The 15,359-nt window shown below is 69.2% G+C and carries 19 protein-coding genes; 4 read left to right on the top strand and 15 right to left on the bottom strand.

Annotated elements, in window-relative coordinates:
* Positions 1-136: 136 nt before the first annotated feature.
* The 3 genes from pheS to rpmI form a co-directional block, all read right to left on the bottom strand.
* Positions 137-1,255: a phenylalanine--tRNA ligase subunit alpha gene (gene pheS, locus ACE3T2_RS08610; RefSeq protein ID WP_374656708.1), complete on the bottom strand. Its 1,119-nt coding sequence runs from the start codon at positions 1,253-1,255 to the stop codon at positions 137-139.
* A gap of 118 nt (positions 1,256-1,373) precedes the next feature.
* The gene (gene rplT, locus ACE3T2_RS08605) at positions 1,374-1,730 is read right to left on the bottom strand and encodes a 50S ribosomal protein L20 (RefSeq protein ID WP_183771798.1); all 357 of its coding nucleotides are present in this window, start codon (positions 1,728-1,730) and stop codon (positions 1,374-1,376) included.
* A gap of 13 nt (positions 1,731-1,743) precedes the next feature.
* Positions 1,744-1,944 (bottom strand): 50S ribosomal protein L35, encoded by a 201-nt coding sequence (rpmI, locus tag ACE3T2_RS08600; RefSeq protein ID WP_374656707.1) that lies wholly within the window; start codon positions 1,942-1,944, stop codon positions 1,744-1,746.
* A 191-nt stretch (positions 1,945-2,135) separates the two neighbouring features.
* Between rpmI and ACE3T2_RS08595 the strand changes: the two genes are divergently transcribed.
* A complete protein-coding gene (locus ACE3T2_RS08595; protein ID WP_374656706.1) occupies positions 2,136-2,828 on the top strand; it encodes a DUF1345 domain-containing protein in 693 nt (230 codons plus the stop codon).
* A gap of 132 nt (positions 2,829-2,960) precedes the next feature.
* Here ACE3T2_RS08595 and ACE3T2_RS08590 read toward each other — a convergent pair whose 3' ends face one another.
* The 10 genes from ACE3T2_RS08590 to ACE3T2_RS08545 form a co-directional block, all read right to left on the bottom strand.
* Positions 2,961-3,872 carry a DMT family transporter gene (locus tag ACE3T2_RS08590; RefSeq protein ID WP_374656705.1) on the bottom strand — a complete coding sequence of 304 codons (912 nt, stop codon included), beginning with the start codon at positions 3,870-3,872 and terminating at the stop codon, positions 2,961-2,963.
* Between the two features lie 40 nt (positions 3,873-3,912).
* Positions 3,913-4,575, bottom strand: coding sequence for an MFS transporter (locus tag ACE3T2_RS08585; protein ID WP_374656704.1), 663 nt, complete (start codon positions 4,573-4,575; stop codon positions 3,913-3,915).
* The gene (locus ACE3T2_RS08580; RefSeq protein WP_374656703.1) at positions 4,575-5,123 is read right to left on the bottom strand and encodes an MFS transporter; all 549 of its coding nucleotides are present in this window, start codon (positions 5,121-5,123) and stop codon (positions 4,575-4,577) included. The genes ACE3T2_RS08585 and ACE3T2_RS08580 overlap by 1 nt, the downstream gene beginning before the upstream one ends.
* A 1-nt stretch (position 5,124) precedes the next feature.
* Positions 5,125-6,366, bottom strand: coding sequence for an MFS transporter (locus ACE3T2_RS08575; RefSeq protein WP_374656702.1), 1,242 nt, complete (start codon positions 6,364-6,366; stop codon positions 5,125-5,127).
* 122 nt (positions 6,367-6,488) lie between these two features.
* The gene (locus ACE3T2_RS08570) at positions 6,489-6,818 is read right to left on the bottom strand and encodes a hypothetical protein (RefSeq protein WP_374656701.1); all 330 of its coding nucleotides are present in this window, start codon (positions 6,816-6,818) and stop codon (positions 6,489-6,491) included.
* 27 nt (positions 6,819-6,845) lie between these two features.
* Entirely contained in the window at positions 6,846-7,718 is an 873-nt protein-coding gene (locus tag ACE3T2_RS08565; RefSeq protein ID WP_374656700.1) for a hypothetical protein, read from the bottom strand.
* A complete protein-coding gene (locus tag ACE3T2_RS08560; RefSeq protein ID WP_374656699.1) occupies positions 7,715-8,014 on the bottom strand; it encodes a hypothetical protein in 300 nt (99 codons plus the stop codon). The genes ACE3T2_RS08565 and ACE3T2_RS08560 overlap by 4 nt, the downstream gene beginning before the upstream one ends.
* A 103-nt stretch (positions 8,015-8,117) precedes the next feature.
* Positions 8,118-8,639 carry a translation initiation factor IF-3 gene (gene infC / locus ACE3T2_RS08555; protein ID WP_374656698.1) on the bottom strand — a complete coding sequence of 174 codons (522 nt, stop codon included), beginning with the start codon at positions 8,637-8,639 and terminating at the stop codon, positions 8,118-8,120.
* A gap of 115 nt (positions 8,640-8,754) precedes the next feature.
* The gene (locus tag ACE3T2_RS08550) at positions 8,755-9,729 is read right to left on the bottom strand and encodes a glycosyltransferase family 9 protein (protein WP_374656697.1); all 975 of its coding nucleotides are present in this window, start codon (positions 9,727-9,729) and stop codon (positions 8,755-8,757) included.
* A complete protein-coding gene (locus tag ACE3T2_RS08545) occupies positions 9,729-10,907 on the bottom strand; it encodes a glycosyltransferase family 4 protein (RefSeq protein ID WP_374656696.1) in 1,179 nt (392 codons plus the stop codon). The genes ACE3T2_RS08550 and ACE3T2_RS08545 overlap by 1 nt, the downstream gene beginning before the upstream one ends.
* A gap of 83 nt (positions 10,908-10,990) precedes the next feature.
* On the opposite strand from ACE3T2_RS08545, the gene ACE3T2_RS08540 reads away from it, so the two are divergent.
* Positions 10,991-11,737 (top strand): alpha/beta fold hydrolase, encoded by a 747-nt coding sequence (locus tag ACE3T2_RS08540; protein ID WP_374656695.1) that lies wholly within the window; start codon positions 10,991-10,993, stop codon positions 11,735-11,737.
* 3 nt (positions 11,738-11,740) lie between these two features.
* Positions 11,741-13,081 (top strand): chromate efflux transporter, encoded by a 1,341-nt coding sequence (gene chrA / locus ACE3T2_RS08535; RefSeq protein WP_374656694.1) that lies wholly within the window; start codon positions 11,741-11,743, stop codon positions 13,079-13,081.
* Positions 13,082-13,131: 50 nt separating this feature from the next.
* Here chrA and ACE3T2_RS08530 read toward each other — a convergent pair whose 3' ends face one another.
* Both ACE3T2_RS08530 and ACE3T2_RS08525 read right to left on the bottom strand, forming a co-directional pair.
* Positions 13,132-13,992 (bottom strand): SDR family oxidoreductase, encoded by an 861-nt coding sequence (locus tag ACE3T2_RS08530; protein WP_374656693.1) that lies wholly within the window; start codon positions 13,990-13,992, stop codon positions 13,132-13,134.
* A gap of 11 nt (positions 13,993-14,003) precedes the next feature.
* Complete coding sequence (locus ACE3T2_RS08525; RefSeq protein ID WP_374656692.1) at positions 14,004-14,873, bottom strand: UTP--glucose-1-phosphate uridylyltransferase; 870 nt, start codon at positions 14,871-14,873, stop codon at positions 14,004-14,006.
* A gap of 191 nt (positions 14,874-15,064) precedes the next feature.
* On the opposite strand from ACE3T2_RS08525, the gene ACE3T2_RS08520 reads away from it, so the two are divergent.
* The gene (locus ACE3T2_RS08520; RefSeq protein ID WP_374656691.1) at positions 15,065-15,355 is read left to right on the top strand and encodes a hypothetical protein; all 291 of its coding nucleotides are present in this window, start codon (positions 15,065-15,067) and stop codon (positions 15,353-15,355) included.
* Positions 15,356-15,359: the final 4 nt, after the last annotated feature.

Genomic DNA, 15,359 nt, shown 5'->3' with positions numbered 1-15,359 from the left:
GGGGCGGGTGGGGGGCGCCGCCGCCCCCCCCCGGCGCCGCGGCCCCCCCCCCCAGCGGCGGCTGGCGTCGAAGTCCCCCTCAGTCCGCTTCGCGGACAGCTCCCCCAGCGGGGGAGCAATTGGGTTGCGCTAGGGCTCAGGAGAGCCCCGAGGCCTGGTTCGGGGCGGCGAAGGCCGAGAAGCCGTAGTGCTCCAGCCAGCGCACGTCGCTTGCGAACATGTCGCGCAGGTCGGGCATGCCGTACTTCAGCACCCCCAGCCGGTCGACGCCGCAGCCGAAGGCGAAGCCCTGCCAGACGTCCGGGTCCAGGCCGCAGTTGCGCAGCACGTTCGGGTGCACCATCCCGCAGCCGAGGATCTCCAGCCAGTCGGTGCCCTGGCCGATCTTCACCTCGCCGCCGGAGCGGTCGCATTGCACGTCCATCTCGGCGCTGGGCTCGGTGAACGGGAAGTGGTGCGGACGGAAGCGCGTGACCACTTCCGGCGTCTCGAAGAACCGCGCCAGGAAGGTCTCCAGCGTCCACTTCAGGTGGCCCATGTGGATCGCCTTGTCGATCACCAGGCCTTCGATCTGGTGGAACATCGGGGTATGGGTCTGGTCGCTGTCCTTGCGGAAGGTGCGGCCGGGCACGATCACGCGGATCGGCGGCTCCCCATTTTGAGAAGGTGGGCCGTTGGCGATCCAGCCGGGCAGCTTCTCGTTGACCTTGTGCATGACCCGCACCTGCACCGGGCTGGTGTGGGTGCGCAGCACCTTGCGCTCGCCACGCTCGTCTTCCGGCAGGAAGAAGGTGTCGTGCATCTCCCGCGCCGGATGCTTGGGGGGGAAGTTCAGCGCCGTGAAGTTGTTGAAGTCGGTCTCGATGTCCGGGCCTTCGGCGACCGAGAAGCCCATCTCGGCGAAAACGGCGATCATCTCGTCCATGACCTGCATGGTCGGATGGATCGAACCCTTGCGCCGCGGCGGGGCCGGCAGCGAGAGGTCGACCCGTTCGGCGGCCAGTCTGGCGTCGAGCGCGGCGGCCTCCAGGATCTCCTTGCGGGCGGCGATGGCGGCCTGGACGCGGTCGCGCAGGCCATTGATCTGCGGGCCGCGCTCGCGCCGCTCGTCGGGGCTCATGCCCCCCAGCGACTTGAGCAGGTCGGAGATGGAGCCGGATTTGCCGAGGGCGGAGACGCGCACGGCCTCGAGGGCGGCGGCGTCGGCCGCGCCGTCGACGGCGGCGAGGATTTCAGCTTCGAGTTGGGCGGTCATGACGGGGCTGCTTTAGAGGGTGGCGAGGGGCGCGGGAAGAGGGCAGCAAAAAGCCCTCCGGCGGTTCCCGCCGAAGGGCTTCTCGATTGCTCAGTTAAGTCTTTCGACTCAAAGGGCCTCAAGCCAGCGCGGCGCGAACCTTGTCGGCGATGGCCTTGAACCCGGTCGGATCGTTGCCCGCGATGTCCGAGAGGACCTTGCGGTCGATTTCGATCCCGGCCTTGTCCAGGCCGAAGATAAATTGCGAGTAGGTGAAGCCTTCCAGACGCGCAGCGGCGTTGATGCGCTGGATCCAGAGCGAGCGGAAGTTGCGCTTGCGGACCTTGCGGTCGCGGTAGGCGTACTGTCCGGCCTTGTCCACGGCCGCCTTGGCGGCGCGGATGGTGTTCTTGCGGCGCCCGTAGAAGCCCTTGGCTTGCTCGAGAACCTTCTTGTGCTTGGCGTGGGCGACGACGCCCCGTTTCACGCGAGCCATGTGTCAGTTCTCCTTAGAGGCCGTAGGGGGTCCAAAGCTTGACGATCTTGGTGTCAGCTTCGGTCATCACCTTGGTGCCGCGGTTCTGACGGATGTACTTCGCGCTGTGGCTGATCAGGCGGTGACGCTTGCCCGCCACGCCGGCCTTCAGCTTGCCGGTCGCGGTCATTTTGAAGCGCTTTTTCACGCCCGATTTAGTCTTCAACTTCGGCATTTCTCTGCGGAGCCTTGTGGGCCCCGTCCTCTGGCGTATTGATGAGCCGCCCTGGCATGCCTTTGGCCAGACGACTCCGAAGAGCGGGGCGTTTACGCGAAACCCTGAGGGAAGGCAAGGCTTTGAGTCCGGCTGCGACGACTCGGGCCCCCGCGATATAGGTAAGGGCGAAGGTTCGCGCCGAGGATTCCATGACGTCCGCCGCCAAGCCGTTCCGTCGCCGCATGCTGGGTCCCTTCGCCGCGCGCCCGCGGCTTCTGGCTGCGATGGCCGCCGGGGCGGTCGCCTGGGCGCTGCTGCTCTTCACGCCCAACGGCCTGTCGCTGACCACCTGCGCGATCCTGGCCTGGGATGCGACCTGCCTCACCTTCATCTCGGCGGCCATGATCATGATGTGGCGCGCGGACCTGCATCGCATGCGCGCCACGGCGGCGACCCAGGATCAGGGCCAGGGCGTGATTCTCACCCTGGTGATCGCCGCCGCGGCCGCCAGCATATGGGTGATCGCCAAGGAACTGTCGGCCGCCAAGGCGGACGCGGGCCTAGTCAAGGCGCTGCGCGTGGCCCTGGTCTTCGCCACGGTCGCGGCCTCGTGGTTCATGGTCCAGTTGATCTTCGCACTGCATTACGCGCACGAGTTCTACGCCCCAGGCGACAAGCCGCGCTCTGACGCCGGCGGCCTGCTGTTCCCCGGCGGCGAGCCGCCCGACTACTGGGACTTCCTGCACTTCTCGATCGTCATCGGCGTGGCCAGCCAGACGGCGGACATCGCCTTTTCCTCCAAGCGGCTGCGGCGGGTCGGCACGGTGCACGGCGTCGTCGCCTTCACCTTCAACACGGTGGTCCTGGCCCTGACGATCAACCTGCTGGCGGGGCTGTTCTGAGGAAGCAGACCTGGACCATGACCACCGGAGGGCTCGAGGATGGCTCGGCCGCGCCCCATTCTCCGTGATCGGGCGACCATGGGTCCTGGTCTTCGGCTGCGCCGAAACCGGGATGACACGGAGGGCGCCGCCTCAGGTCCCCGCGGCGCTCTCGTCGGCCAGGTCGCCCGCCCGGTTCGGATCGGTCAGGATCACGCCGATCGAGGCGCAGATCACCAGGCCGATGGCCAGCCACTGCACGCTCGCCAGCCGCTCGCCCAGGATCATCAGGCCGGCCAGGGCGCCGGCCGCCGGCTCCAGGCTCAGCATGACCCCGAAGCTGCGCTTGGGGATGCCGCGCAGCGCGACCATCTCCAGCGAATAGGGAATGGCGCTCGACACCACCGCCACCACCAGGCCAAGGCCCAGGATCTTCGGGTCGAACAGGGTGTACCCGGCCTCCAGCAGGCCGATGGGCACGACGATCAGCGCCGCGGTGCTCATGCCCAGCGCCACGGACTGGCCTGCGGGTAGATGGCCGGTCCGCTTGCCCAGAACGATATAGAGCGCCCAGCACACGGCGGCGGCGAGGGCGTAGCCGACCCCGACCGGATCGAGGGCGTCGGCTGCGCCCCGCAGCGGCAGCAGCAGGAAGAGGCCGAGCGCGGCCAGCGCGATCCAGAGGAAGTGAATGGGCTTGCGCGAATGAATCAGCGCCAGGCTGAGCGGGCCCATGAACTCGATGGCGATGGCCAGGCCCAGCGGGATCGTACGGATCGCCATGTAGAACGAGAGGTTCATCAGCCCCAGAACTGCGCCGTACATGGCCAGCCGCGCCAGGTCCGCTCCCTTGGGCCAGGCGCGCCAGGGCCGCCACACCATGCAGAGCAGCAGGGCCGAGAAGCCGACCCGATAGGCGGTGGCGCCCTGCGCCCCGACCAGCGGGAAGAGCTGCTTGGCGAACGAGGTGCCGACGCACAGCGAGGCGATGGCGCCGATCAGGGCGGCGTAGGGCGTCAGGGCGCGCAGGCCCGGGGGGCGCGCTCCGGCGGAATTCTTCGACATGGCGGCAACCTAGTGAAACGCACGCCGCAGGGCGAGGCCCTCAGGCGGCCCGCGGCGCGCGTCGCAGGATCTGGAAGGCCATCCAGGTGGCCGGCACGATCAGCACCGCGGTGACCACGAAGGCCGCGCCGGGATCGACCAGCGAGAAGAGCTGGCCCGCATAGACCGGCCCGCCGATACGGGCGAGCGCCATATTCGACATGTTGAGACCCAAGGTCTCACCCTGGCGGTCCGGTGGGGTCGATTGCGAGATCAGCGCGGTCAGGCAGGGGAAGCAGATCGACTGGCCGAAGCAGACGAAGGCGAAGCCGACCATCGCCACATGCCAGTTCGGCGAGACGAACTGGAAGATCATGCCGACGAACATGGCGACCAGGCCGGCGGTCAGCACCCGCGGCTCGCCGAACCGGCGCACCAGCGAGCCGGTGACCACGCCCTGGCAGAAGGCGCCCAACACCCCGATGCCCATGAAGGCGAAGCCGATCTGGCGCGGCCCCCAGCCGAACTTGTGCTCGGTCCACAGGCCGTAGGTCGCCTCGATCCCTGCAAAGCCGGCGATGGTGATGAAGCTGATGATCATCACGCGCGAGATGACCGGATGGGCCATGGCCTGGCGCAGCACCTCGATCTGGCGCGGCCGCGGGCCGGTCTTTGGCTCGGGCCGGCTCTCGCGCACGAAGACCAGCACCGCCAGGGCCGACATCAGGCCGAAGGCGGCGGCCGCGAACAGCGGGATCTGGAAGCCGAAGCGGCCCAGCTCGGGATGGCCAGCAGGCCGCCGATGGCCGGGCCGACCATGAAGCCCATCGAGAAGGCTGAACCCATCAGCCCCATCTTCGCCGCCCGCTCCTCGGGCCGGGTGATGTCGGCCAGGCTGCCCTGCAGGGTCGAGATGTTGCCCGACAGGAAGCCGCCGACGAAGCGCGCCAGGAAGGCCAGCCAGATGGTCGGGGCGAAGGCCAGCGCGACATAGGCCAGCGCCCCGCCCGCTATGGTGATCATCAGCACCGGCCGCCGGCCGGTGCGGTCGGACATCCGGCCCCAGAACGGCTCGCCCAGGAACTGGCCGAACGAGAAGGCCGAGAACAGCAGAGCCACCTGCCAGGCGTCAGCCTGCAGCGACTTGCCGAAGAACGGCAGCAGCGGGATCACCAGGCCGAAGCCGGCGATGTTCAGGAAGATGACGGAGAGAAGGACGACCAGGGCCCGGTTGTCGCCCCCCGTCTCCTTCGTCGCGGGGGCGTGGGCCATGTCAGGGCGCGCTCCCGCGTTCGGCGGCCTGCGCCGCGCGCAGGGCCTGCACGCGCCGGCTGGCGGCCAAGGCGAGGAAGATCGCCGGCGCCACCACCGCCGCCCCCAGCCAGAACGGGCCGTCCAGCACGTGCGGGAAGATCAGGCCGGCGCAGAACGGCCCCACCACCCGCGCCAGGGCGCCGGTAGCGTTGTTGAGGCCCAGAATCTGGCCCTGGCGATGCGGATCGGCGGTCTGCGAGATCATTGCTCCCACATTTGGGAACGCCACCGACTGTCCGATAGCCGTCAGGCACATCAGGGCGATGACCATCGGCATGTTCTGCGAGAAGGGCTGGCTGGCCGCGGCGATCACGGTCAGGGCCATGCCGACCGCCAGCATCTTGCCCTCGCCATAGCGCTCGGACAGTCGTCCGGTGACGAAGGTCTGGGTCAGGGCCGCGCAGACGCCGGTGAAGGCGAAGACGATCCCGATTTCGCGCGGGCCCCAGTCGAACTTCGCCTGGGCCCACAGGCCGAAGGTGCTCTCGATGCCGGTGAAGGCGAAGCCGACCATGAAGGTCAGCAGCATCAGCCGTCCGATGATCGGATGGCCGACGGCGTCGCCGATCGCGCGCCAGCGGCTGGGTCGGTGGGTGATCGCCTTCTCACGCGTATTGCTCTCGCGGATGAACAGCATGATGGCAATGACGCACAGCGCCGCCAGGCCTGAGGCGATGAACAGGGGCACCTGGAAGCCGATAGGCCCCAGGTTCGGGTGGGCGAACATGCCGCCGATCGACGGGCCGACGATCAGCCCGACGTTCCAGGCCGCGCCTTGGTACGACAGCTGCCGCGCGCGCTTCTCCGGCGGCGTCACGTCGGAGATGTAGCCCTGCACCACGGCGCCGTTGCCGGCCGCCAGTCCGCCGACCAGGCGGATCAGGAAGGCCGCCCAGATGTTCGGGGCGAAGGCGAGCGCCAGGTAGCACAGGCAGTTGCCCATGATGGTCGAGATCAGCAGCGGCTTGCGGCCGTACTTATCCGACAGCCGGCCCCAGAAAGGCTCGCCGAAGAACGCGCCGACCGAATAGGCCGAGAAGATCAGTGCGATCTGCCAGGCCGGCGCGTTGAACGACTTCGCATAGAAGGGCAGCAACGGGACGATGATCCCGAAGCCCAGCATGTTGATGAAGATGACAGCAATGAGGGCCGGCGCCGCCAGCGGGGAGGGCGCGGCCCCACGCCTCTCGGTGTCGGACATGTGAACGCTGTTAAGCGGAGCCGCCGCGCGCCGCAACCCCGGTTTCCGACCCCTCGGCTTTCATCGAACGCAGTGCGGCTTCAACGCCTCAGTATGGAGGTCGTGGGTGTTGCGCCGAGGCGTCAGCGGCCGGTTTCGTCCACGACGATAGCGACCGTCTTGCCTCGGGACATCGGCTCCCATCCCGCGGTGACGGCGGACGCGATGGCCGTCGCGACGAGGCTCCGCGAAATCTGCGCGGGCTGTAGTTGCGGCGCGCCGTATCTGGGGCGCGGCCCTGGCGGGAACTCCATGACCGCTTCGCGCCGCCCCTCCTTGTGGCGGGCGGCGATGGCCATGCCGCGGCATTGCGAGACGTCGCTGGACCACTGGGGCTGCCGATGCAGCCACCAGAGATAGGTTTCGCCATCGACCTCGATCTCGAACTCGTTGCTTTGCCTGCTGCGCGCCATGGGAAGGAGTTAGCCCGCCGCAGGCGTTCAGGCTACCCCGGCCGCAGGACCTCCCCGGGCCGCTTCGCCGCGCCAAGCGCGCGTCAGCTCGGCGACCGCGCCGAAACGGGCGCTGGGCTTCGAGGCGCAGGCCCGGGCCATCGCCGCGTGCTGATGGTCCGCGCCGCGAAAGCCCCCGCGGTCCAGCCCGCCGTCGCCCAGATACTCCGCCATGGCGCGCCCCAGGTTGAAGACTGTCGTGCGCTCGTCGAGTCTCGCGCCCAGCTCGAACTCCTCGGGCGCCATGAACCGTGTCGATCCGAACATTCGGCCCATCCCGTTCACGGTCGGCCCAAGGTGATAGCTGTCCAGGTCGATCAGCCGCAGCTGGCGGGCCTCGAAGTCGTAGATGATCGAACCGTCATAGAAGTCGCCCGCGATCCATCCGGCGCGGCAGAGTTCCACATGCGCGTCGAGGATAGCGTCGATCGCCGCCGTGGCCTGCTCGGGGGGCAGGCGGCGGAAGCGTCTGAACGCCGTGGTCGGATCGCTTCGACGCTCGGCCGGCGCATGGATCAGTTCTCCGTCGGCCCATTCGTAGACCAGCATCGGTCCCCAGGCCGAGCCCACGACCCCCGCCAACGCCGGAAGCACCAGGCTGCTTACCGAACGTGCAAGCGCTTGGGCATTGTTCAGAAGCGCGACTCGCGTGGCGTGCGGCAGGAATGGCGTCGAGTCCTGTGGGTCGCCAGCGCTCTTCACGAACCAACGCCGCCCGCCCGCGGCGACGCCGAACGACAGGTTGCCGGAATCCTGGGTCAATGCGTCGAACCGCGCGAACACCGTCCCGGCCTCAGCGAGATAGTCGGCGGGGGCGAGTTCGGTGCGCTCGGCGAACGGATGGGTGATCATGGCGCTCACGACGTCGCATCGCCGCTTGCCGCGTCGCTGTATTCAAATTCCACAAGGAAGACCCGCTCGCCGGGGCCATGCCTGGCCGTCTTCAGCAGGTCGACGACCCCGGCGAAGCCAGAGCGGCGGGCGAGGGCCGGCGTGATGTCGGAAAGCTCGATCTCGCGGATCGAGGTGACTTGGACCGCCCCAGGCCCCAGGGGATAGCGGCCCCCGGCCTTGACCCGCGGGGCCTGCCATATGCGCACGCTGCAGGTGATTTCGCCGCGCATGACCGGCTCACGCAAGCGCTTGGCGAACATCATGGCGCATCTCCTCTCCTTGCCGGGAGAGTCGATCCGGCGGGTGGTCCAGGCAAACGAAAACGGCCGCCCGAAGGCGGCCGTTCGCGGTGGCGAATGAACGATCCTAGCGCGGGGCCAGGATCATGATCATCTGCCGGCCTTCCATGCGCGGCTCGTACTCGACCTTGGCCACTTCCTCGAAGTCGGCCTTGACCTGCTGGAGCAGCTTCATACCGAGCTCGGGGTGCGCCAGTTCGCGGCCACGGAAGCGCAGGGTGACCTTCACCTTGTCGCCTTCGTCGAAGAACCGGTGCATCGCCTTGGTCTTCACGTCGTAGTCGTGCTTGTCGATGTTCGGCCGCAGCTTGATCTCTTTGATCTCGACGACCTTCTGGCGCTTGCGCGCCTCGTTCTTCTTCTTCTGTTCCTGGAACTTGAACTTGCCATAGTCCAGGATCTTGCAGACCGGCGGATCCGCATTCGGCACGATCTCGACCAGGTCCAGGCCTGCTTCCTGGGCGGCCTCCATGGCGGCCGAAGTCGGCATCACGCCCTGCTTCTCGCCATGTTGGTCGATCAGCAGGACCCTGGGAACGCGGATGTCGTCATTGATGCGCGGTCCGTCTTTGACGGGCGGCGCCTGCATCGGGCGGCGAATAGGCTTTCGCTCCTAGAGCTGTTGAAACACATACGGCCGGCAGCGGGGGCGCTCCGGTCGGGCAGCCATATATGACGAAGGCCATGCCCCCGATCAAGCGGCGCTACGCCTGCGGCAGCAACGCGTTCGCAGCCTGTAGAACCTCGGCCACAGATAGATCGCCAAGGTTTCCAGATCGTAGCACCGTCACGTGGCCGCGCGGGGCGGCCAATTCGGGGTCCGAAGCGCTGGAGAACAGCACCACTGTCGGCGATCCGGTGGCGGCGGCCAGATGCAGCGGCCCGGTGTCGTTGCCGACCACCAGCGAGGCCTTGGCGCCCAGCACCGCCACCTTGGCGAAATCGGTGCGGCCGGTCAGGTCGCGGGCCTGGCCGACCTCGCGCTGAATCTGACGCGCCAGGGCGCTTTCCTGCGGGCCGCCGATGATCACCACGTCGTAGCCGCGCTCGGCCAGGATCTTGCCGAGCTGGCCGTAGCGTTCGGCCGGCCAGCGCTTGTCGAGCCGGTGAGCCGAGCCGCCGGGCACGAACAGAACATAGGGCCTTGGCCGCACCCCGCCCGGGACAGGACGGATCTGGGTCGGCTTGGGCAACACCCACGACAGGTCCGGCCCCGGCGCGCTGCCGGGCTCGGTAGGGGCGTCGGGCCAGATTCCCGCGTATTTCAGCTGATCGGCCTGGCGCTCCAGGGTGTGCATGCGGTTGCGGCTGGGATTCTTGTGCGGTAGCGAGCAGCCGGCGGCGATCCCCGACCATTCCGGCGGGAACGGCGAGAGCATGTGGAAGATGCGCGCCGACTGGGCCGAGGTCTGGAGATCGTAGACCCGGTCGTATCTGGCCGCCTTGATCCGCCTGCGCAGCACCAGCCACTCGCCAAGCCCCTGAGGGCGCCCGTCGGTCTCGACCGCATTGAAATAGGGGCAGGCCTTGGCCAGGGCTTCGAACGGCGGGGTGGTCAGCAGCGTGATGTGCGCCCGCTTGTGGACCTCGCGGATCTTCTTCATCGCCGCCAGGGCCAGGACGAAGTCGCCCAGGGCAGACAGCTTGATGACCAGGATCTTCTTGATTTCGCGGGCCATCAGCGTGCGAACCCTGAATTGCGCGCCGCCAGCACGTGGCCATAGGCCTCCAGCGTCGCTTCGCACATGGCGTCGACCGAGTAGAGCCGGCGCGCGCGGTTGGCCGCAGCCTGGCCCATGGCCGCCAGTCGCGCCGGACCCATCTCGATGGCCTTGGCCATGGCGACGGCCCAGGCGTCGGCGTCGCCGACCTTGACCAGCCAGCCGGTCTCGCCGTGCACGACTGTCTCGGTGGTGCCGCCGTGATCGCTGGCCAGCACCGGCTTGCCCATCACCTGTGGCTCGACCGCCGTGCGTCCGAAGGACTCCGGCTTGGTGGTCGGCAGCATGGCGATGTCGCAGACCTGGTAGGCGGCCGGCATGTCGTCGCAGTGGCCGACGAGGCGGATCTCGTCCGTCAGTCCGGCGGCGACGATCGCGCTCTCGACCTCCTCGCGATAGCCGGTGCGGCCCTGGTCGTCGCCGGCGAAGATGATTAGGAAGTCGCCGCGGCCCTGCGCCTTCATCAGGCGCGCGGCCTCGATGATCATCAGATGGCCCTTGATGCGCGTCAGTCGCCCGGCCAGCAGCAGCTTTACCCGCCGGTCCTTGGGGTCAAGGCCCCAGGCTTCGCGCAGGGCCTGCACGCGCTCGGCGCCGACCCAGCTCGGATTGAACCGCTCAAGGTCCACACCGCGCGGGATGGAGACGATCTTGGCCGGGTCCAGCCTGTGCTCGGCCAGCACATGGTCGCGGGTGTAGTTCGAATTGGCGATCACCAGGTCGCCGCGGGTCATCACGGCGTTGTACCAGCGCTTGAGGCTGTTCCGGGCGTTGTAGACGCCGTGATAGGTGGCCACGAACGGCGTGCCCGTCGCCTGGGCCGCCCACAGGGCCGAGAACGCCGGGGCGCGGCTGCGGGCGTGGACGATCGAGACCTTCTCCCTGCGGATCAGGTCGACCAGCCGCGCGGCGTTGCCCAGCATCACCAGCGGGTTCTTGGTCTGCACCGGCATCTGGGCCAGGCGCCCGCCGTCGGCCTCCAGCCGCGCGGCCATGCGTCCGCCGCGGGTGGCGACCAGCGCCTTGCCGCCCGCGCGCACCACTGCGTGCGCGACGTCGATGGTGGTCTGTTCGGCCCCGCCGGTCTCGAGCTCGGGCACGACCTGCAGAAGGGTGAAGTCTGGGGGAAGCGTCACGGGTTCTGCATAGCGCAAGCCTTCGTTTGGTAAAGCCCGGCCATGCGCTAAACCCTGTCACAACTACGCGTTATGAGGCCGAAATGACCGAGACCCGCGGATTCCTCGACCGGCCGGACGGCCATCGCCTCGCCTGGCGCAAGGTCGAGGGCGCCGGTCCCACGGTGGTCTGGCTGGGCGGCTTCCGTTCGGACATGGCCGGAACCAAGGCCCAGGCCCTGGCCGACTGGGCGCAGGCGCGCGGTCGCGCCTATGTCCGCTTCGACTATTTCGGCCACGGCGAGTCGGACGGCGCGTTCGTGGATGGAACCATCACCCGATGGCGTGAGGACGCCCTGGCGGTGCTGGAGAGCTTGGTCGAGGGGCCCGCCGTGCTGGTCGGCTCGTCCATGGGCGGCTGGATCGCGTGCCTGGCGGCGGGCGTCGCGCCGGATCGGGTCGCGGCCCTGGTGCTGATCGCGCCTGCGCCCGACTTCACCGAGAAGCTGATGTCGCCGGAGATGACGCCCGCCGATCGCATCCAGTTGGACGAGACCGGCGTCTGGCTGCGGCCGTCCGAGTACGGAGAGCCCTATCCGATCGCCCGCCAACTGCTGGAGGACGGCGCTCGCTGGTCGATTCTGCCCGGGCCGGTGAACATCGATGCGCCGGTGCGTATCCTGCAGGGCGGCGCCGATCCCGACGTGCCCTGGCGCCACGCTCTTGAGCTCGCCCAGGCGATCAGGGGCCAGGACGTGGTCTTCAGCCTGATCAAGGACGGGGATCATCGCCTCTCGCGGCCCCAGGATCTCGCGCGGCTGACGGCCGCCCTGGACGAACTGGCCGTCTGACGCATGACCGCGCCCGCCATGCCCAGCTTCTGGGACGCCGTCCGGGTTTGGGCGCGGATCGGCTGCCTGAGTTTCGGCGGTCCGGCCGGTCAGATCGCCCTGATGCACAAGGTGCTGGTCGAGGAGCGGCGCTGGATCGGCGAGCGCCGGTTCCTGCACGCGCTCAACTACTGCATGCTGCTGCCAGGGCCCGAGGCCCAGCAGCTGGCCACCTATGTCGGCTGGCTGATGCATCGCACGGCGGGCGGCCTGGTCGCGGGCCTGCTGTTCATCGTTCCCGGCGCGCTGGTCATGCTGGGGCTCAGCATGGCCTATGTTCTGCTGGGCCACACCCCGCTCGCCGCGGCGCTGTTCCTAGGGGTCAAGTCGGCGGTGCTCGCCATCGTGGTCGAGGCGGTGCAGCGCATCGGCCGCCGCGCCTTGAAGACGCCTGCCGCCCTGGCCATGGCGCTGGCCGCCTTCCTAAGCCTCTACGTCCTGCGCCTGCCGTTCCCGCTGGTCATACTCGCGGCCGGCCTGATCGGCTGGTTCGCGCCCGATCGCTTCGCCGCCGCGCAGTCAGGCGGCGCCGAGGCGCCAGAACCGCCGGACCTCGTCGACCTCGCCCTGGAGGGGGGCGTCGCCACGCATCTTACGCCCTCGCGCGGACGCGCGCTGCGGGTGCTCGCGGTATGGCTGCCGATCTGGCTGGCGCCGGTCGTGGCCCTCTACCTGGCCTTCGGCGACGCCAGTGTCTGGACGCGGCTGGCGGCCTTCTTCTCGACCATGGGCGTCGTCACTTTCGGCGGGGCCTATGCGGTGTTGTCCTATGTCGCCCAGGCGGCGGTGGACACGTTCGGCTGGCTGAAGCCGGGCGAGATGGCCGACGGCCTCGGCCTGGCCGAGACCACCCCCGGGCCGCTGATCCTTGTGCTGCAGTTCGTCGGCTTCCTGGCCGCCTGGCGCGATCCGGGCGGCCTCGACCCGCTCGCGGCCGGGGCGCTGGGGGCGCTGCTGACCACCTGGGTGACCTTCGCCCCGTGCTTCCTCTGGATCTTCCTGGGCGCGCCCTATGTCGAGGCCTTGCGGGGCCACCGCGCCGCCGCGTCGGCCCTGGCGGCGATCACCGCCGCCGTGGTCGGGGTCATCGCCAACCTGGCCCTGTGGTTCGGCCTTCACCTGCTGTTTTCCAGGGTCGCGCCGCTCTGGCCCGGCGGGCCCGACGTTCCCGACCTTTCCAGTCTCGACTGGCGCCCTGCGCTCCTGGCGCTGGCGGCGGGCGTGGCCATGCTGCGCTTCAAGGCCGGCTTGATCCCGGTGCTGATCGCCTGCGCCCTCGGCGGGACGGTGTTGGGGCTGGCGTAGGCGCGGCGGCGGCCACGGCGGGGCGTGGCGCGCCGCCGATTGGATCTCGCCTATCCCCCGGCCTTCAGCACTGCGGCCAGGCCTTCGCGATAGGTCGGATAGGCCGGGCGCCAGCCGAGTTCGGCCTTGGCGCGGGCGTTCGAGACGCGCTTGGTCTCGGCATAGAAGCGCCGCGCCTGCGGGGGCATGGCGTCCAGGTCCAACGGTCGCTCGGGCGGGGGCGCGACCCCCAGCAGCCCGGCCGCATGGGCGATCACGTCGCTGTTGGGCGCCGGCTCGTCGTCGCAGACGTTGTAGATCCCGCCCGCCCGCGGCCGGGCGATGGAGGCCGCCAGCTCGGCGGCCAGATCCTCGACATGGATGCGGCTGAACACGTGTCCGGGCGCAGCGTAGCGGGTCGCGCGCGCCTCGCGCAGCCGGTCGAAGGCCGACCGGCCAGGGCCGTAGATGCCCGGCAGGCGGTGGATGGTGAGCGTCAGGCCCATGCCGCGCGCCACTTCCAGCCAGTCGCGCTCGGCCGCGACGCGCCGCGCGCCTTCGAGCGACTGCGCCGCCAATCGGCTCTCCTCGAACACCCAGCCGCCGCGTCGGTCGCCATAGACCCCGGTGGTTGAGAGATAGCCGATCCAGTCGGGAAAGGCGCCCGCGCTGGCCAGGGCCGGAACCAGCACCTGCAGGGCGGGGCAGCCGTCCGGTCCCGGCGGCGGCGTCACCAGCACCGCCTGCACGTCGGCCAGGGCCGCTGCGATCGCGGCCTTGTCGTCGGCGGGCAGCGGTGTGACGCCGTTCGCGCGCATCGCCTCGGCGGCCGCGGGATCACGGAAGGTCGCCGCTACGTCCCAGCCGGCGGCCTGCATGCGCCGGGCCAGGGCCCGGCCGGCGAAGCCATAGCCGTAGATCAGCAACCGCACGCGCCGGCCCTTCAGAGCAGCTCGCCGATCGCCTTGCGCGCGGCCTCGGCGAACTCCGGGCGTTGCAGGGCGAACGCGACGTTGGCGCGCAGCAGGCCGATCTTGTCGCCGCAGTCGAAGGTGGTCCCGTCATATTCCAGGGCGTGGAAGTCCTGGGTCTTCATCAGCTCGACCATCGAGTCGGTCAGCTGGATCTCCCCGCCCGAGCCCTTCCCCTGCTTTTCCAGCAGGGCGAAGATGTCGGGCTGCAGGATGTAGCGGCCGGAGATGATCAGGTTCGACGGCGCCGTGCCGGGGGCGGGCTTCTCGACCATCGCCGTCATGCGGTTCAGCCGCCCGCCCTTGCCGTCCAGGGCGACGATTCCGTACTTGTGCGTCTCGCTCTCGGGCACCGGCTCGACCACCACGATGTTGCCGCCGACCTGTTCATAGGCGGCGACGGCCTGGGCCAGGGCCGGCTTCTGCGCCATCATCAGCATGTCGGGCAAAATCACCGCGAACGGCTCGTCGCCGACGATGTCGCGCGCGCACCAGACCGCGTGGCCCAGGCCCAGCGGCGCCATCTGGCGGACGAAGCTCATCGAGCCGGGCGGCAGCAGGTCGTGGCGGACCTGGGCCAACAGGTCGTCCTTGCCCTTGGCGGCCAGCGCCTCCTCGATCTCGGGATTGCCGTCGAAATAGTCCTCGACCGGTCCCTGGCCACGGCTGGTGATGAAGACGAAGTGCTCGATGCCCGCCGCCCGCGCTTCCTCGATCACATAAGAAAGGATCGGACGGTCGAAGACGTTCAGCAGGTTCTTGGGCGTCGCCCGCGCGACCGGCAGCATCCGGGTTCCCAGTCCCGCCACCGGCAGCACCGCCTTGCGAACGCGTGTGGACATTCAGCCCCTCCCGACAGATCCCCGACTAGACGCCGGGACGTTCGAAATCCACCGTATGGCGCAGGTGATTCCAACCGGTCCAAAAGCCTGGAAGGAGTTTCCAGCCCGTTTCGTGACCGCACACAGGAACTCACGAGACCGTGAACGGTTCACGAGGCGCCTATCTTCAATGTCGAGAGAAAGGGCCTTCCATGAAACTCCGTACGATCTCCGCGCTTGCCGCGGCCACCGCGCTCGCCATGACTGTCGCCGCCTGCAGCAAGAAGGCTGAGGACGCGACCCCGGCCGCCGACACCGCCGCGACCGCGCCGGCCGACAGCATGGCCGCCACGCCGCCCGCCGACAGCATGGCGGCGACCCCGCCGGCCGATGGCGCTGCGCCGGCGACCGGCTCCATGGCGGCGACTCCGCCCGCGACCGGCTCGATGGCCGCGACCCCGCCGCCGGCCGACGCCGCTCCGGCGACGCCGCCCGCGAAGTAGGGCG

The sequence above is a fragment of the Phenylobacterium sp. genome (assembly GCF_041919955.1).
GTDB lineage: Bacteria > Pseudomonadota > Alphaproteobacteria > Caulobacterales > Caulobacteraceae > Phenylobacterium.
The sequence above is the reverse complement of the archived record's forward strand: the minus strand, read 5'-3'. Positions and strand labels throughout refer to the sequence as shown.